The organism is Acidisarcina sp., assembly GCA_035539175.1.
GTDB lineage: Bacteria > Acidobacteriota > Terriglobia > Terriglobales > Acidobacteriaceae > JANXZS01.
In genome coordinates this window covers 228,274-253,279 of sequence record DATLIY010000008.1, presented here as the reverse complement: position 1 = coordinate 253,279, position 25,006 = coordinate 228,274, and the positions used below count along the sequence as shown (strand labels likewise).

General features: G+C 54.8%; 17 protein-coding genes. 3 read left to right on the top strand and 14 right to left on the bottom strand.

Translation table 11 applies throughout. The features are described 5' to 3' along the window. Window positions 1-174: 174 nt before the first annotated feature. The 5 genes from VM554_09175 to VM554_09155 all read right to left on the bottom strand — a co-directional run bounded on the left by VM554_09175 (window position 175) and on the right by VM554_09155 (window position 7,358). On the bottom strand, window positions 175-588 hold the full coding sequence (locus VM554_09175; protein ID HVJ08544.1) for a TOBE domain-containing protein: 414 nt from the start codon (window positions 586-588) through the stop codon (window positions 175-177). Window positions 589-657: 69 nt separating this feature from the next. Continuing rightward, entirely contained in the window at window positions 658-2,409 is a 1,752-nt protein-coding gene (locus VM554_09170; protein ID HVJ08543.1) for a class I mannose-6-phosphate isomerase, read from the bottom strand. Next, a complete protein-coding gene (locus tag VM554_09165) occupies window positions 2,399-3,346 on the bottom strand; it encodes an ROK family protein (protein HVJ08542.1) in 948 nt (315 codons plus the stop codon). Before VM554_09165 ends, VM554_09170 begins: the two co-directional genes overlap by 11 nt. Before the next feature lie 85 nt (window positions 3,347-3,431). Beyond that, complete coding sequence (locus VM554_09160) at window positions 3,432-4,451, bottom strand: L-rhamnose/proton symporter RhaT (protein ID HVJ08541.1); 1,020 nt, start codon at window positions 4,449-4,451, stop codon at window positions 3,432-3,434. A gap of 3 nt (window positions 4,452-4,454) precedes the next feature. Next, window positions 4,455-7,358: a glycoside hydrolase family 38 C-terminal domain-containing protein gene (locus VM554_09155; GenBank protein ID HVJ08540.1), complete on the bottom strand. Its 2,904-nt coding sequence runs from the start codon at window positions 7,356-7,358 to the stop codon at window positions 4,455-4,457. A gap of 300 nt (window positions 7,359-7,658) precedes the next feature. On the opposite strand from VM554_09155, the gene VM554_09150 reads away from it, so the two are divergent. The 3 genes from VM554_09150 (at window position 7,659) to VM554_09140 (ending at window position 14,311) form a co-directional block, all read left to right on the top strand. Further along, entirely contained in the window at window positions 7,659-11,195 is a 3,537-nt protein-coding gene (locus VM554_09150) for a carboxypeptidase regulatory-like domain-containing protein (protein ID HVJ08539.1), read from the top strand. Window positions 11,196-11,339: 144 nt separating this feature from the next. Continuing rightward, the gene (locus VM554_09145) at window positions 11,340-13,070 is read left to right on the top strand and encodes a CRTAC1 family protein (GenBank protein HVJ08538.1); all 1,731 of its coding nucleotides are present in this window, start codon (window positions 11,340-11,342) and stop codon (window positions 13,068-13,070) included. A 32-nt stretch (window positions 13,071-13,102) separates the two neighbouring features. Then, a complete protein-coding gene (locus tag VM554_09140) occupies window positions 13,103-14,311 on the top strand; it encodes a tetratricopeptide repeat protein (protein ID HVJ08537.1) in 1,209 nt (402 codons plus the stop codon). Here VM554_09140 and VM554_09135 read toward each other — a convergent pair. The 9 genes from VM554_09135 to VM554_09095 all read right to left on the bottom strand — a co-directional run bounded on the left by VM554_09135 (window position 14,308) and on the right by VM554_09095 (window position 24,631). Next, window positions 14,308-15,606 carry a hypothetical protein gene (locus VM554_09135; GenBank protein HVJ08536.1) on the bottom strand — a complete coding sequence of 433 codons (1,299 nt, stop codon included), beginning with the start codon at window positions 15,604-15,606 and terminating at the stop codon, window positions 14,308-14,310. The two genes, VM554_09140 and VM554_09135, sit on opposite strands and share 4 nt — an antisense overlap. Then, on the bottom strand, window positions 15,593-16,324 hold the full coding sequence (locus VM554_09130; protein ID HVJ08535.1) for a c-type cytochrome: 732 nt from the start codon (window positions 16,322-16,324) through the stop codon (window positions 15,593-15,595). Before VM554_09130 ends, VM554_09135 begins: the two co-directional genes overlap by 14 nt. Continuing rightward, complete coding sequence (locus VM554_09125; GenBank protein HVJ08534.1) at window positions 16,321-18,360, bottom strand: c-type cytochrome; 2,040 nt, start codon at window positions 18,358-18,360, stop codon at window positions 16,321-16,323. The genes VM554_09130 and VM554_09125 overlap by 4 nt, the downstream gene beginning before the upstream one ends. Before the next feature lie 21 nt (window positions 18,361-18,381). Beyond that, window positions 18,382-19,086, bottom strand: a complete 705-nt coding sequence (locus VM554_09120) for a hypothetical protein (GenBank protein ID HVJ08533.1) — start codon at window positions 19,084-19,086, stop codon at window positions 18,382-18,384. After that, window positions 19,083-19,871, bottom strand: a complete 789-nt coding sequence (locus VM554_09115) for a cytochrome b N-terminal domain-containing protein (protein ID HVJ08532.1) — start codon at window positions 19,869-19,871, stop codon at window positions 19,083-19,085. The genes VM554_09120 and VM554_09115 overlap by 4 nt, the downstream gene beginning before the upstream one ends. Before the next feature lies 1 nt (window position 19,872). Next, complete coding sequence (locus tag VM554_09110; protein ID HVJ08531.1) at window positions 19,873-20,367, bottom strand: Rieske (2Fe-2S) protein; 495 nt, start codon at window positions 20,365-20,367, stop codon at window positions 19,873-19,875. Further along, window positions 20,368-22,353, bottom strand: a complete 1,986-nt coding sequence (locus tag VM554_09105; protein HVJ08530.1) for an FAD-dependent oxidoreductase — start codon at window positions 22,351-22,353, stop codon at window positions 20,368-20,370. 71 nt (window positions 22,354-22,424) lie between these two features. Then, window positions 22,425-23,006 carry a carboxypeptidase regulatory-like domain-containing protein gene (locus tag VM554_09100; protein HVJ08529.1) on the bottom strand — a complete coding sequence of 194 codons (582 nt, stop codon included), beginning with the start codon at window positions 23,004-23,006 and terminating at the stop codon, window positions 22,425-22,427. Window positions 23,007-23,044: 38 nt separating this feature from the next. Beyond that, window positions 23,045-24,631 carry a hypothetical protein gene (locus VM554_09095; GenBank protein HVJ08528.1) on the bottom strand — a complete coding sequence of 529 codons (1,587 nt, stop codon included), beginning with the start codon at window positions 24,629-24,631 and terminating at the stop codon, window positions 23,045-23,047. Window positions 24,632-25,006 lie beyond the last annotated feature (375 nt).

Sequence of the window (25,006 nt, the reverse complement as noted above, 5' to 3'; positions counted from 1 at the left end):
GATTGCACACGAGCAACAGAGATCTATTGTCGAATAAGAGGGGCCCAAATTGAGACTATATGAATGTAGTCGACTGAAAACGTATAGTCAACGAAGCGCCAGAAAAGGGGGCATGATGTCGACGCGAAGGACGGGCCGGGAGTGTGATGAAGGGAGAAGAGGGCCCAGGCCCAGCTAGACTCTCTCGATCATGACCTCGGTGGATTTGATCAACGCAGCCGCATTGTCGCCTTTTTTGAGTTGCATCTCGCGGACCGCGTCCGACGTGATGATGGCGGTAATCTGATGTTCTCCGAGATCAAGGACGACTTTCGCGAGCAGCCCATCCACTTTTATGTCCCGCACCTTGCCAGAGAGCTGATTGCGACCGCTCACTTTGCGATAGCGGTCTCTAGACTTGGCTGTGGGCTTTTCGTTTTCATGCTTGAGAAAGGGCTTGAGCGACCGCATGGAAAGGCGATGATGCCCTCCGGGGGTTGTTGTTGTCTTAAGCTTTCCAGTCAAAATCCATTGCTTGATGGTTGGGTAACTCACACTCAGCATGCGAGCAGCTTCTCGAGGAGTAAGCAGGGGTTGCTTTTCAGCCATGGCGCGTTTTCCTCCGACGGCCAATTATCGCACCGGGAATAGCGTTATGCGATACAGGTCGCTTGCCTTTCAGGAGTACTGACGCACAGACGCTTTGATAGTGACGCATTCCTGCCCCTCCGATTTTCCGCAGGGGCGAATTGTATAAGCGCCGACCGATGCTGGAACTATGAATGTCTCCGCGTAGTGGACGATGAAGGGCGAAAAGGCGCCGGTCGGGCTTTCGACGATTGCCTCTGCTCCGTCAACGAGATTGAGTACGTTAACGCTATCTTCTGTGTGATGCAATACGGTTTGGCTGAACCAATGGCGTCGGGTTTCGATGAACTCACGTTCGTGCAGACCAGTCGACTCTTCTCGCCATCCTGGGCCCGAGGATAACGGCGTAACACGGTCAATCAAGTTTTCTCTGACCCAGTTTGTGCGGCGATTCCATTGGATGTTAGCTGCTCCACGATCGATATGTATCGGACGCGGAAGTCCATCCAGACCAGTTCGGTTCCAATCCCAAAGCTTGAAGGTGAAGATATACGGTGTTGCGCTGATCTCCAGAACCATTACATCTTTTCCGGAGCAATGAATGGTGCCGGCGGGAATAAGAAAATGGTCATGCTTGCGTGCAGGCCATGCATTCACGAATGAGTCAGCGGAAAACGACGATTGGCCATTCTGTGCGGCGCGTAACTCACTCAGGAACAAGTCCGGGTCGGCGTCTTCTTTGAGGCCAAGATAGACGCAAGCGTCTTTGTCTGCATCCAGAACATAGTAGCTTTCGTCCTGTGTGTAGGCCATGCCGAAATGGTCTCGTATGTATTCCGTCAGAGGGTGAACCTGCAGGGACAAGTTGCCTCCGCCCATGGTGTCGAGAAAATCGAATCGTATAGGGAATTCGGCGCCAAAACGGCGATAAACATGTTCACCCAACAGTGGCCGGGCCTCTGCGAAGACCACGTCAATCGCTGGAATTTCAACCCGAAGTTGGCCGAAGCCAAGGAGCAGGCTGTTCTCCTCTGGAACACAGTCGAAGCACCAGGCATGGTTGGGCGCATCCTGAGGCAGATCGCAGACTCTTTCCATCCAATGGCCGCCCCATGGGCCGGGATCGAAATATGGGACAACCCGGAACGGCCTGCGGGCGGCGATGTGAAGGGCTCGGCGGAAGACATCTCCCGCAATCAGTTTTGGGGAGTTGGCAACGTTGGTGTCAAGCAGGAAGTCGATGCGATGGAGCAGCGATTGCTTGAGTCGATCGGCAGCACGCCACTCCACGAAATAGCCACATTTGTACTTGTTGCCGATGGTGTCTGAATAGTTTTCAAGGCCGAGATTTGCGAGGCCGCCTGCACGCCAGCGCAGTTGAATCTCCCATCGAGCGAGGTCCGCATACACCAACGTATAAGGCTCTGTAGCGATCAGCGATGCGCCGGTGCCCAGGACAACGACGAGGCCTTCTATCTGGCGAATGGCGCGTTGTTGTTGAGCAAGCAATTCGGGATCGAAGTAATCCGATATTTCGATGCTGTTCATCCGGCCAAAAACTCGATCATCTCCGAGGACCGGATGCAGGATCGCATCGAGTTGAGCAGCGGACTTATAGCTGTCACTCGCCCGGATGATGGCCCTGGGTCGAAGATGCGATTGCAAAGCCTGTTCGATCTCATCGAGCGACACGCCTGGATAACACTCAACACAAAGTATGCCGGTATTGGTATGGGCCGCGATTGCGTCTGCGACTTGATCCCAGCCGGTCGCGCAATCCTCCGCAGGGCCGATTGGAATAAAAGGATGTTTGTCGTAGGAAGACTGATATTCAGGCGGCAACAAACTCCTCCGACAAGAGCGGTATAGAGCCCAGGAAACCCGCGCATTCAGTAAGAGCAGCAGCGCGTATTTGGGGATGACCCCATGGGGTCCATGCATGTTGATTTACGTGTTGCTGGATGGCCGGGAGAATAAGATGCGCGCTCTTCATAACACCTCCGCCAATCACGACAATCTCCGGGTCATAGGCATGGATACCTGCGACCACGTTAGCAGACCAGACATCGATGCAATGTTGACGAATCTCCTGCACAACGGCGTCGTCTCTAACCTCATCCGAAAAGAGAGTGCGGAAGTCGATCACGGGTGCGCGGGAGAGCACGCTTGAGGCATAACCCGGCCAATCCCTTGCTACGAGAGGAAGCGACCACCCGGAAGCTTCTGCTTCGGCACAGCCGATGTTCCCACAGGCACAGCGTCGTCCTTTGTAGCTGACTGGTATGTGACCTCCAACGCATCCTGCCTGATGATGTGCTCCGCGGAGAAGTTTGCCATGCATCATAGCGGAGCCTCCGATCCCCGTGCCCAAAGTCATCATGACAATTTCTTCAGAATCTTGTGCGGCTCCCGCGTAGTGTTCACCCAGCAAGGCCATGCGGGCGTCGTTTTCCAGGCGGAGAGGGAGGCCGAAGGTGTCGCGGCTCCAGCCCTCGAGATCCAGATTCGGTGCGTCCTCATACTTCTCAAGAGTGGAAAAAATCTTGCCTGTTCGCGTGTCAACGATGCCGGGATAGCCGATCGCGATACCGGCACAGTCTTCAGGGCGAGTTGTGTTAGCGCGCAATAGCGAGTGGAGAGTATCTGTGATGCGGGGCAGCATGGAGGCCAGGCTCTGCGCCCTCTGAGCAGGAATTGTGAATGAGCCTAGTAACCTGCGATCTTCGACGAGGGCACATCCTATGTGTGTCCCGCCCATGTCGAGGGAGAGTGCTTTCATCTGTTTCTCTCAATCTGCAGAATAGAAATGCGGTATAGAAATAATGATTTCCAATAACAATTGGAGTTATGACTTAGGGACAGCATCAGGACACCCTGTTGCTGGTTGCAGCAAGAATAAAAACCGCAACAACCAGGACTGCAACACCACTTAGTTGAATGAGCAGAGGTTTTCGACCCGCATGCTTCCACTCTCCCGTAAGCACTCCCAGCAGACTCGCGGTGATCACAATAAGAGACATAAAAAGCGGCCAGCCGAGGATTGGACCGAGAGCCCCAAGATGCGACGTCGCAGCTCCATATAGCCACGTGCTTCCGAACCAGAGCAGGGCCATCGTCGCCGCGAGCAGCCAATAAGTAAATCTTCCATCGGCGAGTTTGTCGGCTGTGTTGTTTTTTCGCATTCGATACATGCAGTACATCAGATTTGGAATGGAGCCGGCGACCATCAAGGGAAGCCATACTGCGTTTGCGGAGTCTGTGACGCTGGCCCCCCGACGCTGTGCGGCCAACAAAAGCGGACCGCCAAACGCTAGCCCGAAGTTTATGAACGACGCGCCAAACCCGCAGGCTATAGCAAGTACAAGACCCTTGGTGTGCCCTGTATGCTGCGAGGGCATGCCTATCTTCAGGGCCGTCTCACGGTATCGCCCTGCGATAGCGCAGATCGCAACGCCTATCAGCAAAAATCCCACCCCGCTGAGCAGGCCGTGTCCCGCAGGAGTATTCAGGCGCTCGGGATGCAAACGAACCAGAGGAAGCAGCGTACCCACAGCAGCGGAAGTGCCGAGAACAAGCGAAAAGGTGAGTGCGATACCAATCGACTCTACGGCGAGACCGAAGAAGACCTGGGCAATGCCCCAACCAAATCCGAACCCAGCGACGGACAGCAGGGTGGAATGGTCAACCTCTCGGTATACCGACCCGAGCTGCGGCACTGTAGGCACTGTAACGACCAGAGGCAGTACGAGCAGGGCAAAAATGGTCCAGGCAAGCCATGTATTCTCCCATGCCCACCGCTTTGTGAACTTCATTGGCAGTGTAAATGTTGCGTTGGTAATGGCCGCGAGAGTCACCAGAGCGAAGCCCGATACTGTGCTGTCCACTGGTCATCCTTCCGAGGCGGTGCGATCTGCGCGGAGAGTCACAAGGTCCCAGGCAGCAACCGTGACATTGTCATGCTCAACAGGATGCAGAGGCAGCTCACTGGAATCGCTGATCCACATACCCGGAGCTGTATTTGTGGACCAGGTCAACTTTGCCTTCCGATCCTCGCCTGAGGCGCCAAACAACTTTACGATCCAGGCTTTGCCATCATCGCTGGGCTTGAATGTCACGGCCAGGACATCTGCAGGTTCGATCCGCAGCAGTGAGGGGGCTGGCGGCTTTTCACTCGCTGGAGAAGCCAGGAGTGGTTGCGTGAGTCCAATGGCCAGGCAGCTAGACGCGGAGGGATTGTATCCGTTGTGCGGACGCAGCGCGTAGCGGAACTCTACTACGCCTTCCTGATAAGCGCGATAGTTGGTTCCCCAATGATTGTTCATTACCCATGAATAGAACTTCTGAGTAGGCTCGATATGCTCGCGCCAAATTGTGGGGTTCGTTTGAGAGCCCAGCATGGTTGCCGTGATACCGCCGACTTCAACCAGAGGCGCGTCGAGCGATACCCACGTGACTCCCTGGTTTGTGTTAGCGATATCGATCCACCGACCGACGGTCAGCCAGTTCTTGCATGATCCTGGAAGCTGGTCAGTCTCAGGCCGCATCATGCCGAGCGGAATGTCCATGCGCATCTTGCCTTCCGGCACAGCAAAGGGGAATGCAAACTGCACGCTCTCCTTTGCTCCGCGCTGGGCAAACTCATCGCCCGGCCCACCTTTACCCGGATGGGGGTTCATCGCTGTGCGCTTCTTATCGACAACATTGATGAGCTCCAGCCAGTCCGCTTCTGCAGTCAGGCGAATCTTACGAACCAGGCTGTCGCATCCGGGTGCGGAGGACTCGATTCGGATCGTGGCGACCAGCGGACCTGGTTCCTCAACACTGATCTTGACCGGACCGCTGCTCTGAATCTTTTGGAGATCTTTTCCTTCAAGGAGCAGATACTCGTTAATTCCCTTTTCCCCGCTTACGTTGACCAGATTTCCGGTCTTTCCCTTCAGGGCAAGCTCCACAATGTTGCCGGTCGCTGGGTCGACTCCCGCCCTCACGATGCCGTTCTCCAGCACTCCATTTCTGAATGCAACATGGGTCGCAGGAGCGCTGGATTTTCCAGCAACGACTCGGTATCGCGCAGTTCCAAATGGCGGTACATCCGCCAGAAAGGCGAGTTCTCCTGTCGAGAGCCGCTGCGATGGTATGGATCGTCCGTGCTCGTCCTTGACGCGGTCTCCTCCAGTCGACATCTCCTTTGAGAGAACAATCACTTCTTTTCGAGCCCAGGAAGTAGTGTTGTGCACATCGATTGCGGAGGGATCGTGGTTCGCTGTAGATGGGAGGCAGGCTTCGCTTAACAGGCTTTCGGAGTCCTTCTTTGCCACCACCGCAAATTCGCGCTTGTAGTCCCATTGCTTCGTGGTGAATGGATTCTCAGAGTCCGAAACGCTGCACCAGGCGCCCCATGTGTGTTCGGAGTAAAGTAGAACGTTCCTCCACGCCTCATTAAACTTCGCGGCTTTGTACGCTGAAGGAGCCAGCATGGCGGAGAGCGCACTTGCCTGGCTCAAGCGATCCGCGGCCAATCGGCTCATTCGAGTTTCGACCGCGGAGGACCCAGCGCCGTCCTCCCAATAAGGCGTCAGGTCGCCTCTGAATTCTGGTAGTTGACTGCCGTGCTTCCTCTCAAATTCGGAGAACGCCTTGCTTGTGGAAGAGATTTCAAGCCTCGGCCATTCGTAATTTGAATTCCACTCTTTAACGAACTCCGAGATTTCAGGATCCGGCTCGGCGTTGTCCCCATGGCCCGACCAGCGAATGTAGGAAATGTCATAGGGGAACTTAACGCTATCGAGACGATCCTGGTACTTGCCCACCCACTCCGGATTCATCTTCATCACAGACGACATCGCGTAGCCTGTCCATGGCACCCATACAAGTACCTTCTCTTTGCCGGATGGAGAGACCCACCAGAAGGGCTTGTCCTGCCACTCCACCATGAACGTGCCAATACGATCGAAGTAGTTAGGCGCCGCGGAAAAATAGCGAATCCCCGCCTGCGCCATCGCCGTCACCGTTCCCCACGTATAGCCGGGAACATCGCTTATCATCGCGGAGTCGACTCGAATGCCGCACTCGTTGCCTAATTCGGATGAGTAGCGAAAGAGCTGCAGAAGTTCTTCCGGGCGGCAGAGGCCGGTGAGCTCATTCGCATACATGCCGTTCAGGCTCACCCATCCCTTTTTCACCGCTTCGAGGAACTCTGCCTTTTCCGCCGCCGACTTGCGCCGTATGAAGAGGTCGGCACCCCAGAGGACTTCCAGATTCCAAACAAATCTGGCGCCCTCTGGATAAGCGGCGGTTTTGCGCGCCAGCTCAATTCCTCGGGTGATATTCGCCATCTGCTTTTCTTCGACGTTGGCCTGTAGATCCGTGTAGCCAAGATCGTGGTGTGAGTGCGGCAGTATGTAGACGGCCAACTTGCGAACTGGTTGCAGGGCCACGGTGGTTGAAGTCATCTTTCCGGCAATATCAACTTCAACGGTCGCATGCTGTGGAGAGATCACCGGATTGGTAAAAACGTTGAAGGTATGTTTGCCCGCGGACACGACTCTGCTGTCCACCTCTCTACCGTTCAACTTGGTGATCGCTGTAGCGTCCGGACCGGAGTGTTCGATGGTCAGCTGTACCGGCTGCAAAAGCGTGCCATCCTTCCTGGCCAGTGCTCGAATCGGTACGGCAAAGGACTCGCCTGCTTTTGGTTGCTGCCCTGCCCCAAGTATCGACCACGCAGGATTCGTGCAAAGTGCGCTTCCCGCAACAATCGATAATCCTTTCAGAACTTCACGTCGTTTCATCTTCGATGCTCTCCCAGTCCTGCTCATGCATACTGCGTGACGATACGTTTGCGAGGCCTAAACAAATGTGTTTGCTGTCACATCGCGCTTCAGAAGCACTTGGAAATCGATGGGCTCTACTGCTCTCTGCCCGGGTTCCCGGGAGCTTGAAAAAGCCCCTGAACGCGCTCTTTGAATATCTTCTTGTGGAAACGTTGCCATAAGTGATATCGTGACCATCGCCGGGGAAAACCATACCAGTACTGACGTAGATCGGACAAGCCTTAACTAGAGAGCAACAGGAACCTCGTGCAGAAACAAATGAAGTTTTTTTGGAGCCAACATATGGATAACGGGCGTCAATTCGAGCCACACCGTCGGTACAAATCTTGCAGACTTTTGGTCTCTGGATTTGCACTCGTCGTATTTACTTGTTCCCTCATCTTTCTTGCGATGCCCTCACGTCTGAGTGCTCAGGCGCTGAGCGGCATATCCGGTACCGTTACCGATTCTTCTGGAGCAGCGCTTCCGGGAGCAAATGTTACGGTGACGAACGTTGACACCAACGTGGAGAAGTCGACAACAACCAGCGCAGCTGGCACCTTCAACCTGAGTGACTTGAATCCGGGCTCCTACACTGTCAAGATCTCAGCGCCCAACTTCCAGACCTCGATCAAGCAGGGTGTGCGAGTCGAAGCCAGTCGTGTTTCAAACGCAGACGCCACTCTCAATCCCGGTCAGGTCAATGAGCAGGTGGTAGTGCAATCGAACCTGATCTCGCTCAACACTGAAGCACCTACTCAGGCAACTACCCTGGAACCTGTTCTTGAGCAGGCATTGCCGAACATCATCAGTGGTGGCCGCGGCCGTCAGATCGACGCCTTCATCTTCCTGGCGCCGGGAGTAACAGGAGATACCTTCAGCCACCGCATTAACGGCGGCGTGGATTTCCAGAACGAAATTTTGTTCAACGGCGTGCCGGTTGCCCAATCTGAAACCCAGGGCTACCAGACAATCCTCAATCCTCCTTTCGAAATGGTGTCCGAATTCAGTGTGGTCCGTGATACCTTCTCGGCGCAGTATGGACTCGCCGCCGGCGGCGTGAACTATCGCTTCGCTACTGGCACCAACGATCTCCATGGCGATGCATTTGAGATCCTGCGCAACGACATGTTCGATGCAAAGGGCCCCTACAATGCAACAGTTCCTGTCGATAAGGAACACAACTACGGTTTCTCGGTGGGTGGCCCGGTTCGGATCCCCAAAGTCTACAATGGCAGAGACAAGACATTCTTCTTCTTCACCACGGAATGGGATCGGCTAAATCAAGGTGCTGGCGGCACCATGACGGTGCCAACCACGGCGATGAAGGCTGGTGATTTCAGCAATTTCATCGATCAGAACGGTAAAGTCATACCGATCTTCAATCCGAGCAATTCGAATTGCACGGCTAACGGAAATCGGCCTGGAACTCCATTTGTCAACAACGTGATTCCGACGGCATGCTTCAGCAAGAACTCCGCTTCGCTGCTGCAGTACTTCCCGAATCCGGACATCCAAGCCACTGGCGTTGCAGCCTTCACAAACAACCTGCACTCCCAGGCCGGAGTTAGCCCCAATCGGCAATATCAATTCGGGTTCACGATCGATCAGACCCTTACGAACCGGCAGACCATTCACTACAGCGAATGGAGAAACAAGTACACCTCTTACTACCATCAGAATCAACTTGCTCCTACGAATCCCCTGGTTGGAGAGAAGTACCAGCCGCAACTTGGTACGGGCTTCTTCCTGAACTACTCATACGCAATTTCGCCGAACCTAGTGATGACTGCCGGTGCCGGCTGGATGGGCGAACTGAACAATGAGCAGAACATCGCACCGAAGGGAAATTTCTCGGGATTAGTTGCCTCGGATGGGCAGATGCCGGCATTCAACTTCGGCGACGGGTCTTACGACATAGGCGATATTGGCGCAGCCGGTGATAATGGCGAAACCACTTCGACCAATCGTAAGCTCGGCCTCTCTTTTGCGAATAACTGGCTTTGGACCAGAGGCCGTCATACCTTCAACATTGGCTGGGAATTCCGCCGCACCTACCAGGACGATGGCGAATGCCGCAGCTGCCTGGGCAAACTGTGGTTCAGTGCAAATACGACCAAGGACCCGAGCACCTTTGGTCAACAAAATGCTCCCGTTTCTGGAAGCTCATTTGCCAGTTTCCTCCTCGGCCAGGTGGACCATCGCTATCGTGCGATTACCACGGAACTTCGCCTGCGCAACCTGGACGTGTCCCCTTACATCCAGGACGCGGTCAAGCTCAATCCAAAACTGACCATCAATGTGGGCGTGCGCTGGGATATCATGCGGCCCTTTACCGAAAACAACAACAACGTTGTCTTCTTCGACCCAACCGTTCCGAATCCTTTGGGTCACCTTGCCGGTGCTGCTTCCCGCCTGGGAACATGCCCGAATTGTGTCGGTTGGAACCATGCCGATACGACATGGACGCACTTCAGCCCACGTCTTGGATTTGATTACAAAATCAACGACAAGATGGTGCTGAACGCTGGCTTCTCACAGAACTACCTGGATGGCGGAAGTTACGAGTATGGAACCAACAAAGTTGCCGTGAACTACGGGAACCTGTTGAATGGCGTCATTTCCGATCCCAGCTCAGGCAGCACTAAGGCAACCTATGGAAACTGGGATGGCAACGTGCTGGCTTATCCTACGGCCAAGACATTTACAGCCGACATCGCAAATGGCACGGACGCTTATGCGTTTTGCAAAAACTGCACACGTTCACCATATCTGCTTGCCTTCAACGTAGGCTTGCAGCGCGAACTTCCGCATAACCTATTTTTGAACGTGGCGTACGTCACCAACCGTGGTGTTCATCTTTCCGGTCAGATGAACCCCTATAACCAACTGGCTTCGAAATATCTCTCGCTGGGAAGCCTTTTGACTGAGAGTATTAACTCTCCAGATGCGAAGGCTGCTGGATTGTCGGAGCCGTTTATAGGCTTTTCAAACCTGTGGGGCGACAATGCTACCGTTCGGCAGGCGCTGCGTCCTTACCCGCAATTTGGAAACATCACGAACGATTTCGATTACAGTGGTGCATCCAGATACAACGCAATGCAGATCGAACTGGATCGCCGCTTCAGCAACGGGTTGAGCGCTCTTGTCAGTTACAACCTCTCCCGAATGATGTCGAACACGAACTCGGGCTTTACTACCTTCGTGGCCCGGCCGCTCGATAAGGCCAACCAGTCTCCAGAGTGGACGGTCGACAACAACGACCAGACACACATCTTCAAGCTGGCTGGTACCTATGAACTGCCGATCGGTCCAGGGAAGCACTTCCTGAACACGAAAAATGTTGCCGGTCAGGTCCTGGGCGGCTGGCAGATCAGTCCCACGATTGCCTACCACTCAGGAACACCGATGCAGATCGGTGCCAGTTCAGATCCTCTGATGAGTGGCGGAAATCGCGCAAATATCATCCCCGGCGTCAAGCAGTTCTTTGGCTATCACAATCTTGATGCAGGTACACTCGTTCTCAATCCAGCCGCATTCCAGGATCCAGGTAACTATGCTCTCGGAAACTCGCCGCGCGAGATTCCGTCGCTTCGTACCCCTTGGGGCTTCAATGAAGATGTAGCTGTCGCCAAAAAGTTCTTCTTTGGCGAGAAGACCAACCTGGAACTGAGGATGACTTACTTTAACGTTCTAAATCGTGTGATCCATGGCGGGCCGGATACAACCATAACGGATGCAAACTTCGGCACGGATATAAAGAACATGGCCAACACGGAACGACGAGGTATGGCGCAGTTCAAGTTGAACTTCTAAACCATTACCACTCACAGCCGAACGAGCCTATGCTAGTTGTATGCATAGTGCTCGTTCGGCTTTTCTTTGTAATCAGGCCGCTCGATTGGATTCCCAGCCTCAGACGAGCTAGATAAGACGTAGCCACCTATCAAGGTATGTCCCATGGGCGTGATCGACTTCTTTCTAAAATATTTGGCAGCGCCCGCTGGGCAATATCGTGCGAAAGCACTGCGAAGATGCCTGTCCATCGCGGTCGCGGCTCAAGCACTTCTCCCAGCACTTCTTTTCGGCCAGGTCATGCAAAAGCCTCTTAAGTTTGAGGACGTTACAGCCGCTGCCGGTATCCGTGCCGAGATGCGTTGCGGTAGCCTGGAGAAGAAGTGGATTCCCGAAGCTAATGGGAGTGGAGCGGCGTGGCTCGATTATGACAACGACGGCCTGATGGACCTACTAATAGTCAACGGTTCGGGAATGGATGACCTTCGTGTTTCTGCCTCGGGCCGTATTCCTACACCGACAAGCCAGGGCGTTTATCTGTTTCATAATCTCGGGAATGGCCACTTTGAAGACGTAACGAAGAAAGCAGGTCTTTCGAATCCATATTGGGGAACCGGCGCGAATGCCGTTGATTTCAACAATGATGGCTACACGGATATCCTGATCACGAACATCGGCGTCGATCTTCTCTACAAAAATAATGGGAATGGTACGTTTACTGAAGTAGGAAGAGCCGCGGGCCTAAGCCAGAAATTCGCGTGGCATACGGGAAGTGCTTTTGGAGATGTGGATGGAGATGGCAATCTCGATCTTTACATCGCAAGCTATATCGACCTCGATTCATTCCCGCTCGATGAGCCAGCCCCGGTTTGCAGCTTTCAGGGTAAACCTGCGTTTTGCGGACCCATGGGAATAAAAGGAGGGCATGGCGTCTTCTACCATAACAACGGTAACGGAACCTACACGGACCAGACGAAGCAGGTTGGCGTCGACAAGGTCAGGCCATCGCACAGCTTTACGGCTGTCTTCAATGACTTCAACCACGACGGAAAGATTGACCTGTTTGTATCGAACGACTCGGATCCAAACTTTCTTTTTCTCAATCAAGGAGACGGTACGCTGAAAAATTCAGCGGCCGATTTAGGTGTTGCTTATAACAACGACGGAAGAGCCCAGTCCAATATGGGCGTGGCGATTGGCGACTACGACAGCGATGGAAAGTCCAGCGTCGTCACCACCGCATTTCATCAAGACTATTTCCCTATATTCAAACCTGACAAGAGTGGCATGTATGAAGATGTCTCCCCTATGAGCGGGCTCGCGACGGAGTCGATGCCGTATCTCGGCTGGGCGTGCGGCTTCGCCGACTTTGATAACAGCACGGGAACATACCTCTGGACAGCGAATGGCCATGTCTATCCGACGTCGCCGCAATACAACCAACCCTTTGTGATTTTCCGTCAGCAGACACGATATGCACCCATCTATCGCTATCCCGAAGTGCCAAATAATTCCTATCGCGGCGCGGCGCTTGGTGACTTTGATAATGATGGCAGGATGGATATCGTCATCGTTCCCATTGTTGGCCAACCTGTTCTTCTGCAAAACCGCACCCTCGCCGAAAATTCATGGGTCGGTCTACAACTCCGCGGGACGGTCAGCAACCGGGACGCCATTGGTTCTGCAATTCGTCTCAAAAGCTGCGGAAAAACACAATTCAGCTACATTACGAATGGCGACGGCTACATGTCTCACAACGATTCTCGAGTCCATTTTGGGCTGGGCACGTGTACCAAAATCGACGACGTTGAGATCACCTGGCCGAGTGGCAAGATCCAGTTGATTCATGACGTTCCCATTAATAAATATGTGAAAATCGAGGAGTCGGGGAGATAAGCCTCGTTGCACGCAGAAGGGAGCTTCTACCGATGAGTAGTTATCAGGGCCATCGCAGGAACCGCATTCCGGGTAGAGGATGGATCGCTTCAATTGTGATCGGCATGCTGCTTATATTCCTGGAGACATCTCCACTGGCGCAGACAAAAACATCCAGTACGGATGCGCGTGTGCAGCAACTCTATCAGCAGGCGAGCAATGCGAAGCTCCAGGGCGATTATGCATCGGCGATTTCTCTCTACGAAGAGATTCTTAAGCTCCAGCCAAAGCTTGCTGCGGCCTACAACAACCTGGGCGCCTTGTACGTTCAGAAAGGCGAATACGCGAAAGCAACCGAGGTGCTAACTCAAGGGCTCAAGATCAATCCCAATATGCACTCCGCTTCTGCGTTGCTTGGAATGGCGTTGTTCAATCAGAATCGCTATGCCGACGCGCGTCCAAGGTTGGAGGCAGCGGTTCGAGAAAACAATGCAGACGTTGACCTGCACATGCTCTTGGTGGATGACCTTACAAAACTCGGCGACTTCGAAGCCGCAGCGGTTCAGTTACAGGACGTGACACGCAGCCATCCGGACAATTCGCGAATGTGGTATCTCCTCGCCAAGATTTATACGCGACTGGGCCAACAAGCGTTGTCAAAGATGAATTCGCTGGATCCGAATTCAATATGGGTACACGTGACCTCTGCCGAACTGATGGAAGAAATGAAGAACTATGAGGGAGCCGAGGTCGAATACCAGAAAGCGATCGGCATGGCGCCTTCGGAAGCCGGGCTTCATTACAAGCTTGGCGATATGTATTGGAGCCTCTCGCGCTGGGACGAGGCCCGGGACCAATTCCGGGCCGAACTGGCGAATAATTCACGTCACTGCATGGCACAGTGGAAATTAGGAAATATTCTGAAGCAGAAGAGTCAGTTTGACGAGGCGCTCGCAGAGGTTGATAAGTCTCTCGCTGTGTGTCCCGATCTGCCAGAGGCTCGTCTGGATCGCGGACAAATTCTGCTCAAGCTCCGGCGCGCGGATGAGGCATTGCCATATCTGCAAGAGGGAATTAAGGCGAACCCTGCAGATCCTGGGCTTCATTTCTCTCTAGCGCAAGCCTTACGTGCTACGGGCAAGACGGCGGAGGCCAATGCGGAGTTGAAAATTTATACTGCACTGCAGGATAAGGCCCAGGCGGACGCTGCACAACATACGGAGGAGGTCATCAAGCTCCGGGAAAAAGCGAAGCAACCCTAACGAGGCGTGGCCTCGGCGCTTTGCAGATCCACTCCAACGCGCTCGCCGTTGATGAGCACCGATCCTGCATCGATCAACTGCTGCCCCGTGCAGTCGTAGCTTTCATAGCAGTGCAACGCACGAAACGGAAAAAAGAATTCGACCGCTTCGGAGTCTGTTGATGCAGATCCTTTGCTTCCTTCTATGTGAACTGTCGTACTGATGCCGATTCCGTCAAATTCCTGTTCGCCCTTGAAGTAGCCAAGCAGAGGACGAATCAGATGAGCGATGTGATCATCAAAGGCCAGAGCGGCCAACTTATAGTGCGAACCAGCCGCAGTTGCGGGCAGGGAAGTATTCACAGAAAGCTCAAGATAGCTGCCTTGACGAAAGGCGACAAACGCAGGCGGCGCATAGGAGACAAAGTGGGCCTGCGCGTTGAGGTCCTTCGTCATGCGGCTGATCAAATCCGCATTCGAGGTCTGCAGAGCAGCGAGCGCCTGCTTCGATGTATCTCGCGGAATTACCGGACTATCCTCGCGCTTCGGTGCTGTCATTGCAGCGGGTACAGGGTTGATTGCTGCGACAGAAGGATTCACCGCTTGCACAAGAGCTGCTTCGGTCTGTGCCAGTGGAGCTTCCTGCACAATGGGGGCCTGCTTGTGGCGGGCTGCGGTTGCGGTTCGAGTCCCTCCTTCACTCAGCCAGATGCTCAATGGCTCGGCATTGAGGAATACCTGCGCATTCAGCATGGCAGCCTCCTGCTCGCCTTCGCTCTTCGCCTTTACCAAGGCGATTGCGGTACGTTGCGGGAGGTAAGTCATCATGTTTTCCGGGCGCTCCATCGTAAGGCCAATGGTCTTCCGTACGATGTGGTGAGAGACTTCAACCGCGTAACCCTGCACGGCGGAGTTTTCTCCGAAGTGTGCGACGGCGATCTTCAGAATGGGTAAGACCACCTCGAGCAGAGTATCCTTCGCGCGCTGTTCCACGTCGAATTTTGGAGAGTAGGCGGCGAAGTAGTTTCCGGAGATAGCCAGGACAACCTGGTTATCATATCGATCGAAGCGGATCGAACTCTGGGCTGTCCGCAGTTGCAACGGCTCATCTATATCCAGCTTCCGGCTTAGATAAAAAGGAAAATCGAAGCGGTGAGCGAGAATCTCCTGGCCCACCAGCTTGAGACTTCCCATGTTCTGTCGCTGCAGAATCTGCAACTGAGGATCCTGGATCTCAATCGGCGGGACGACCTGCGCGGAACACACGCCGGCGCAGAACAAAATCAGGCATAGCCATCGCGCTTTATTTTTGCGCATACGCCATTCCCGGGGCCTGGTACGGCGGCTCCGAAATGAGTCGAATATATGCGACCAAAGCCTGGGTTTCCGCATTGTTAAGAGTGTAGCCATACGGTGGCATCAGTGCGGACTTATTCAAGGCTACGCCACCATGATCGATGATGGATGTCAGTTCGGCGTCACTCATCTTGTTCAGCGTTGCTCCGTCGGAAAATGTGTGTGGCTTTACTTCCAGATTGTCGTAGTTGGAGACTCGCTCTGCAGACGACTCCGGATTGTGGCATCGTGCGCAATATCTCTCTCCCAATTGATAGCCCATCTCCTCCTGGTATCCAAGAGCGATCTCGGTTATGTCGAGCGCAATCTCCTTTTGCGCTTTTGACTTGGTTATCGCCTTTATTGGATATCGCGCGGCGATTCCTCCCATGGTTACGTTGGTAGTCGCCTGGCCGCTGGAGTCGGTCAACACGATGGACGGATCAAAGCTTGCTCCATAAGGGCCTTGGAACTCCACCAGCGCGCCAGCAACGCCAGCATCCTGCTCATCATTTACCTGTACCACGAGAGGCTGACTCAATGTGGTACCAACGGCGCCCTCCTGCTTTCCTCCGCTCGACTCTATTAATGCAGAGCCATAGGCCGTTGGGTGCAGAAGCGTTGTAGAAGGCCGCTTGTGCGAGCAGCCTATAGCAATCAGAGGAAATAGAAATAAGCCAGTCGCCAGGGTTCTGTTCATCGCTTTGCCTCCTGCCTGGCCGTGCCTTTCTGGGTCATCAGAAACGCTGTCAGCGCACGCGCGTCTTCCTCGCTCATGTTGAAGTTTGGCTGCGCAGTATCTGGCCGCAGCGTTTGAGGATTCATCAGCCACGCATAGATCCATGCGGCGTTCAGGCGGGAACCGACCTGGGTAAGTGTCGGTCCTATATATCCCTTGTCTGCCTTGCTATCGACGATGTGGCAGGACTGGCAAGCGTACTTCGAGTAGAAGAGCTGCCTACCCTGTTCTATCAGCGATGCCGGGTAGCCACCGGAGGGCATGGATTCGCGGTCAATGGCTGGCGATTGGTAAGCCGTCATCATGTAGTCGGTCAACTCCGATGCCTCTGCATCCGTCAGGTTGAAGCGCGGCATGCGGCGAATCAACGATGGACGAAGCGTATTCGGATTCTTGAGAAAGCTATTCAACCACGCTCGCTGCACGGAGCTTCCTTCCATGCTCAGGTCAGGCGCCATATCTCCGCCACGGCCGTTGATGCGATGACAACTCTGGCACGCAAGCTCCTCCATCAACCTCCCTGCGCTCCCTGCGGGGCGGTAACTCGAAGTCGGCGTTGAGGCCACGGTAAGCTTGCGCGGCAGGTTGTGGCTTTGATCGGTGTAGGAGAGCAGAGCCGTCGTGATGGCATCTACCTGCGCCGGTGTGAAGGTATATTGCGGCATCTTCAACCCCGCGCCAAAGGCTCGAGGCTGCCGAACCTTTCCCGAGATGTAATCCGGCAGAGTATGTGGCATACCCGAGATAAAGACGAGCTGTGCAATCGGCTTGCTCCCTATGCGGCTCAACTCCGGGGCAAAGTTGTCTGGCTTCTTCACTCCGTTGATTGCATGGCACGATGCGCATCCGTATTCGGTCACCAGTACTTTGCCATGAGCTATCTCCACAGGAGTGGCCGTGCTCAGGTGAACATTGGCGAGCAGGCTGGAATCGCTCTTGCTCGCGAGGAAGTTGCTCAACAGTGCAACTTGCTGCGCTGTAAAGCGATAGTGCGGCATCAGCGTAGTGGGATCGTAGATGCGCGGGTTGCGCAGCCACGCCTGCATCCATTCCGGCTTGACCTTGTTGCCGATATGCGTCAACTCTGGTCCGATATCGCCACCGACAACATTCCCCGCGGCGTTCTGTATCGCGTGGCATGAGGCGCAGAAGGACTCGCCATACAGGCTCTGCCCAGCGACTGGATCGGTTGATGCCTGGGACGATGCTGCTGCCACCGGGACTGTGTCTCCCTCGGCGGGCGTGCTGCTGCTGATCAAAAATGCCGATATATCCCGTGCATCTGCATCGCTCAAGTTGAAGTTTGGCATGGTTGCCGAAACCGAGTAGGACTGCGGATCTTTGAGCCAGGCATAGATCCATTCGCGTGTCGTCTTGTCCGCGACATGAAGTAGCGAGGGGGGATCATCCGTGGCCGTCATCGTGCTTCCATCGGGCAGCCGCAGTGTATGGCAACGAACGCATCCATTGCGCGCCAGCAGTTCTCTGCCGCGATTCAATTGGGGTGTGCCGGTGAGCGGAGTGTGATGGCATTGGCCGCAGGATGACTCCATGTAGCGTGCGGGAAGCATGGGTTGCTCCCATGCCAGCGTGCTGTAGTGTGCCTCTGCAACCGTTGTTGCCGCACCTTGTCCACGATGGCATAGCACGCATCCAAACTGCTCTGCGGAGTGAGGGATCACGGGATGACGGCGGAACGGTTGTTGCGTTACGCCTGCCAGGCTGGCTTCCTTCAAGCCTTCATGGCATGTCGTGCAGCGATCCACGGCACCCACTTCAGGAAGCCATATCTGTTGTATGTCCGGGTGGAAATGGCGTTGCAGCGTAACAGCGTCGCCGCGTCCGTGGATGAGCGCAAGATACTTCTTCTGGTAATGACGCCACTCACTGAAGTGGTTCTTCGCCGGCGCTATTGCAAGAACGATCACCAGCAATACGCTGACTACGCCAAATGCGCGGAGCGGATTCGCAAAAAATGTTTGCCAAGCTGAGACCAATCTGTTCCTAGACGGTTGCACTTAACTCCTCCAGGGCCATACCCAGGACCAGCCTGGACCGCGAAAAAAAGTACCCACAGCGGTGAGCACGATCATTTCAAACAAAAACCATGTCATCACCCAATAAGAGAGCGGCTTCGATGCAAGATAACGACGAAAAGGAGACAGGGATTGTGGCGAGCTATGTGCCGCAAGAAACATCAGCGCAACCATAATCAGCGTGGGCACGAGCGCCACATATACACCAAAGAACCATAAGAAGAGAGACAGGACGACTGCCACGGCATAGAAAATACTGAGACGCCGGCTACGGTCCTTCAAGAACAGACCCTCGGCCTCGATATTGATGTTGAAGTAGGGAATGACGACCAGCGCAATCACCAGCAGCGTGGGAATCAGGACCCCGGCAACTACCGGCGGAAAGTAGTGCAGCATCTCCTGCAGCCCGAGAAAATACCACGGCGCTTTGGCAGGATTGGGCGTATGTGAAGGATCTGCGAGGCCCTCAAGAGGCGCATTGAACAGAAGAGAGATTATGACCAGCACGACGGTTAAGAGTTCAATGGCCAGAAGGGCACGGATCAGTGCCTCGGGATATGTCTGTACCTGATCTTCGTCGCTGGCCTTTACCTGCGCCGACGTGCGACGTGTGACAAAGACGACACGCCGAGGCGCTTTGCGGACGTCCGATCCTAATCCCGCAACGAAATCCTTTGGCTCGCTCATCTCGTCTCCTTCGCGGCCACTGTTGCTTCTTCGGTAGTCATCCGCGCAGGTTCGCTTTGTTGCACGTAGAGCCCGCCATCTTTGCGAATCCTCCAGAAGTGAATCGCGACAAAGAAGATGGCTGCCAGCGGCAGAATGACGCAGTGCAGCACATAGAACCGGAGCAGTGCGTTGGCGTTCACCAGGTTTCCGCCCAGCATCAGGAAGTGCACTTTCTTGCCCACCAGCGGGACTACCGCGGAGATGTTCGAACCGACGGTGATTGCCCAGAAGGCCAGTTGATCCCATGGCAGCAGATAGCCTGTATAGCTAAGCAGTAGCGTGATCAGAAGCAGCATGACTCCAATCACCCAGTTGAATTCGCGAGGCGGACGATAGGCGCCCCGGTAAAAGACCTTGAACATGTGGGCAAATACCAGAAAGACCATCGCATGCGCCGACCAGCGATGCAGGTTACGCAAAAACAAGCCAGAGGAGACGACGAATTGCAGATCCTTGATATCGTCATAAGCCTGCGGTACGGACGGGTGGTAATAGAGCATTAACAGGATGCCCGTACTGATCAGAATAAAAAGTGTGCCCAGCGTTAGAGTGCCAAGGAACCATGTTGAGCGAAAGGTGAGCATCCGCTTTCGCACCTTGGTGGAGAAGAGGTGCAGGAAGAGGTTCTGCTGAATCGCGAGAGCGCGGTGCAAGGTGCTGGTGCCCGCTCCACTGCGAAACACCGAGCGCCACACCCGTGTGCCGCTGAACTCGTCGAGATATTTATCGATTCTGCTGGCCATCCTACACCCTCAAAAACTGCATGGAACGAATGTTCGTCGAGCGGTCCACCATCAGATCGCCATCATCGCTTATCCATGTCCGGAGCCAGGGAAGAGGCGCCGGGGCGGGGCCAGCGATCTTTGCGCCTTCCCGATTGAACTTGCTGCCATGGCACGGACAGGCAATGATGCCGAGTTCCGGCTTCCACGCCGTCAGGCAGCCAAGGTGCGTGCATACCGCATTCAACGCGAAGAATCCTTCGTCGGAATGGACCAGGTAAATCGCGGAATTCACATCGAGCGTGACGGAGTTCAGCGCGTAGTTTTCCGGTTTGCCCGCATTGATAATCGGCGAAGGCTCATACAGCACATTGGGCGAGAGGAACTCATACGCAAAGGCCGCCGTGCCTACGGCTGCAATGCCCAGAGATCCAAGGCCAAGTTTGGCGAAGAATGCGCGACGGTCAAATTCTTCGGCCGACACTGCGGTAACGTTTCGCTTCGCTTCTGTCATCATTTACCTCGGACTCCTGCCCATAGCGGGCGCTTTCGTTCGGAATGGTCCATCGATAGTTTCGATAGAGATGAGGCCAGTCGGCTCGGCGGGTATAAGGTTGTAGGACTCCATCGTGATGGTCCCTACCGGGCAACGTGCGGCACAGAGTCCGCAACGAATGCAGCGCGTCTCGTCTTTCAGCATTACGGAGCCGGCCACGATTCCCAGTTCATCCGCCTTCACCTCATCCAGCTCCACGCCGAAAAGCTCTTGCTGCTCGCGAAGGTGCTGAACCACCTCCGGCTCAAATTCAACGCGATTCATCGAGACAAGATCCAGGCAGTTTTCCGGACACACATCGACGCACCCGCCGCAAAGGATACACAGGCTGCCATCGAGCGGGTTGCCTTCAAAGACGGTATTTACCCAGCAGTGCAGGCATCGTTGCGCTTCCTCGATCGCAGTTGCTTCGTCGTATCCAATTTCAACTTCGGTGACACCGGTGCGGCGCTCCAAGGGAAGCATGGGAACGGGCTGCCGTATCAGATCCAGCAACTGTAATGGCATCGAATACCGCTTCATTACCTCTACATCGATAAGCGGGTCAGGATGTTTTTCGCCGCGCAGGTACTCGTCGATGCCCACGGCGGCTCGTTTTCCATCCGCTACGCTGTCGATGATCAGCCGGGGGCCGAAGACGCAGTCGCCCCCGGCAAAGATGCCTGCGGCTGAAGTCATCAGTGTTTGCGGATTCACCGCGATTAAACCGCGTGGGGAAATCTCAACCTGATCTTCCGGTTTTAGAAAATCAAGTTGGGGCGATTGGCCGATCGCCATGATGATTGTGTCGCATTCCAGCCGCGTCTCACTGTTTTCATAAAACGTGGGATGGAAGCGCCTGTTTTCGTCGAAGACCGATTTTGTTTTCAGCGCTTCCAGGGCTACGACCTTACCGCCTTCGCCAATCATCCGATTTGGGCCCAAGCCGGGATGGATAAGGATACCTTCTGCTTCTGCCTCCTCGATCTCATCTAGCGCGGCAGGCATCTCCTCGCGATTTTCCAGGCAGACAAGATGCACCTCCTGCGCTCCCAGACGCATTGCTGAGAGGGAGATGTCGACCATCTCACGGGTTGCCACGGCGCTCACGTTCTCGCTCGACGGCTCGGCATTTTCCACTCCACCCGGGTGTTGACGAATCACCTCACGCGCGGCGGAGCGTGCTACGTCCATGGCGACGTTGCCTCCGCCGATCACGATCACCTTTTTGCCGATGGTGAACTTGTAGCCCAGGTTCACGTTCAGCAGAAAATCAATCCCTTTGTAAACGCCATCGAGATCGACGCCGGGAATGGTGAGGTCGCGGCTGCGCTGTGCGCCAACTGCGATCAGCACAGCATCAAAGCCGTGGTTGCGAAGATCGGAGATCGCAAAGTCGCGTCCGGCAGCCTGATTCAGCCGCAGGTCAATATCCCCAGTTTCAAGAATCTCGCGTACCTGCGCTTCGACAACATCGCGCGGCAGACGATACTCGGGAATTCCGAGATAGAGCATTCCACCTGCGACCTGTGCCGCTTCAAAGATGGTGACCGAGTAGCCCATCAATGCGAGATCGTGCGCTGCCGATAGGCCAACGGGCCCACCTCCAACGATGGCTACTTTGAAGGGAAGCTTCTCTTGTCTGCGGCCGGCGTTTACATCGACAGGATGCCGCGACTCCGGACCATGGCGCTCGGTAAGAAAGCGCTTCAACGCGCGGATCGAGATCGGTTTGTCGATCGCTCCACGGCGGCAGGCAGTCTCGCAGGGATGCGCGCATACCCGTCCGCAGATACTCGCCAGAGGGTTGGGTTCGCGGGCAATCTTGTAAGCCTCTTCAAATTTCTCTTCGGCGATGAGTGCCACGTAGCGGCCCGCATTCGTATGGGCAGGACAAGCCATCATGCAAGGAAAGTTAGTGTTCAGCCATTCCTTGTCGACCTTCTTGTCGTTATAACGCTGCAGCATAAGTGCCCCTCTGCTACGTACCTGTAAAGAAAAGTATGGGGAGCGGCTAGAGTGACCCGCTCCCCCATCGCTCACTTGCTCAGTGTGAATTCGGCCGCTGTGTCGCCGGCAACCTTCACTGGAGTGGATTTGTTTTTTGCGCCTTCATGCCACGCGGTAACGGTGTAGCTGCCATCCGGAACATTCTCGATCTTGTAGTTTCCAGACTTGTCCGTAACCGCGAAGTAAGGAGTGGGCGACACAACGATGTATGCAGTCATCTCTGGATGCACGTTGCACAGCAGCGGTACAGCTCCGGGATTGTCAAATTTGAAAGACTTCTTTTGTCCCTTCGGCCATGTCCCCATATTGTGGCCAAGCTTTTTATTGCCGCCGACCGAGATCCAGAAGACGTTATGCGCGACGCTGTCACTGTTCAGAAACTCCACCGTGGTGCCCTGTTGTACCGCCATCAGATGAGGCATAAACATCAGGCCTTTCTGGTCCATCACCGGCTGTTGTGTGGGGGCGGGAAACGTCTTGCCGGCCACCGATTCGACATAGACTACGGACTCCCCGGCGACTCCGGAGACTTTTCCGTGGATTGATCCGGCGTATGCCGCCGCGCTTAGGAAGATGCTTGTCGCTAAGACTCCAAGAACTTTGTGCGTCATTTCTTTCTCCTGTTTGCGAAATTGTGAAATGTCGATGCCTAATAAACCCACTCCAGCCCTGCTACCGCAGTATTCGTGCGGAACGGACCGGTGAGCCGCTCACCGCTAGCCGGGTCGTATACGATCTGCTGCGGCCGGACCTGATATTCAAACGATGCTTTGATGTTGGCGTGGATCAAGAACTGGATTCCCGGAGTAAAACGGTTCCGCGTAGCCGAGTATGGAGAGAAGAAGGACGATGGCGGTAGATTTGCCGGGTCGAACTGAAGTGCGTTGACTCGGTCCGCCGTTGAACTGACCCGATCCCACCGCATGATCGCCATAATCCAGGGCCGCGCCAGATAGTCTGCTTCCACAAAGCCACCGCCGAAGGTGGCGGCTCTGGATGCGGTAAAGCCAGTTGGCAGGCTGCCGTTTGCCGGAGTGAAAGGCAGCAGATTCTGATCCCGTCCCGTGAGATAGACACCGAACACATTGAAATTCCGGTAGTTGAAGTTGATGTCGCCTCCCACTCGGTAGAACGGTTCGCGTGCGGTGATGACCGTCGGTGTTACTCCATCGGCAAGTGCGCCGCTGAACCGCTGCACAGAACGGCCATAGAAGTACATCGTTCCGAACTGCAGATATGTGTGATCGCGCGGACCCGATGCCCCGGCCGCCTGAACCTCGTTGCGACTCGCTGGATCCCGCTCCAGGTTGAAGCGGTACGAGACTCGTCCATACACGTCTTTGAAGTTCGAGTCCGAGACAAATGCCACGCCGTTAGCGGGTGCGATGTTTGCAGGCGAGGCGGAGGCGCCGGTTGTATTCTGGTCGACGATCGCCACGGAGTAATGGTACCCACCGTAGTTGTGCCCACCGCTGAACTCCGCTCCCACCGCGGGAGAGGTGAAGGCAAACCCATTGTTCACGTTCTGCTGAGGAGATAAGCCATTGAGGACGCCGACACTGGCTTCATCAAAGATGTCCCACCCACTCAGGTTCCAACTGCGTGCGGGACTGAACGGCAGGTCAAGTTCGAATTGGCCTACGCGTAAATTCAGAGAATCGGTGGGCAGCTTGAGCACGCGGCCCAGGTTGTAGAACTTAAGATAGCCATCCCCTAAGCCGCCATTGGAGTTGGCGCCTGCGACACTGATATCGTCGTCTGCCCAGAAAGCGATCCCTCCGCCAAAATTGCCCGCGGTAAAGATGCTGAAGTAGCCAGGCTGAAAGTCGGTTCTGGGGATAAAGGTGCCCGGGGTTCCAGCAGGTAACTGGGCGTTGAAGTTGTTTCGATTGCCGCTTACGGTCTGGAAGAAAGTGTTGAAACGCAGCCCAATCGGCGGCAGGCCGGGTATCGTGCCCGGATAAATGACCTGCGGCCACAGCTCCGCCTGTGCAGGCGCTCCCAACATGATGGGAGGAGCCTTCAGGAAGCTCTCATCATCTTTGGGAAACTTGAAGCCCGCATCCTTGAAGGCCTTTCCAAAGTCGTTGAGCTTGGGAAAGTCCAGGTGGCAGGTGCTGCAAGACGTACCATATTGACGCGAGAACGCTGGAATCGCGTAGCTTCTCGACGGAAACACCAAACCTACAAGCCCCGCTATAACCAGAGTCATAAATAGCCAAAGTCGCGTCGTCATACGTTCCTCCAAACGATGAATCATTTGCTGCGAAAGTGGCGAGAATTGTGAATGGACAGATATGGAAGAAGATGTGATGGGCGTCACGCGCTATAACTAATTTTGACGTGAGACATATCACCTATACGCTCCAGAAAATGCGCGATCAGAAACGTAATACATTGCAATCAAGGGGGTTAGCAGGAAGGCAGCAGCAGCCTGGAAAGAGGAAATACACGATCAAGCGCAGTCGCAGAAAAGTCGATATCGACCATAGCCTGGCCGCCTTGGAACCAGTCGATTCGCAATCAGAGACGAAATCGGTGCGGAACGGTAGGGGCGGAGGATCGAAGCCGACGCTGACCCGCCTGGAGGGAAGCAGCGGTATCGAACTGC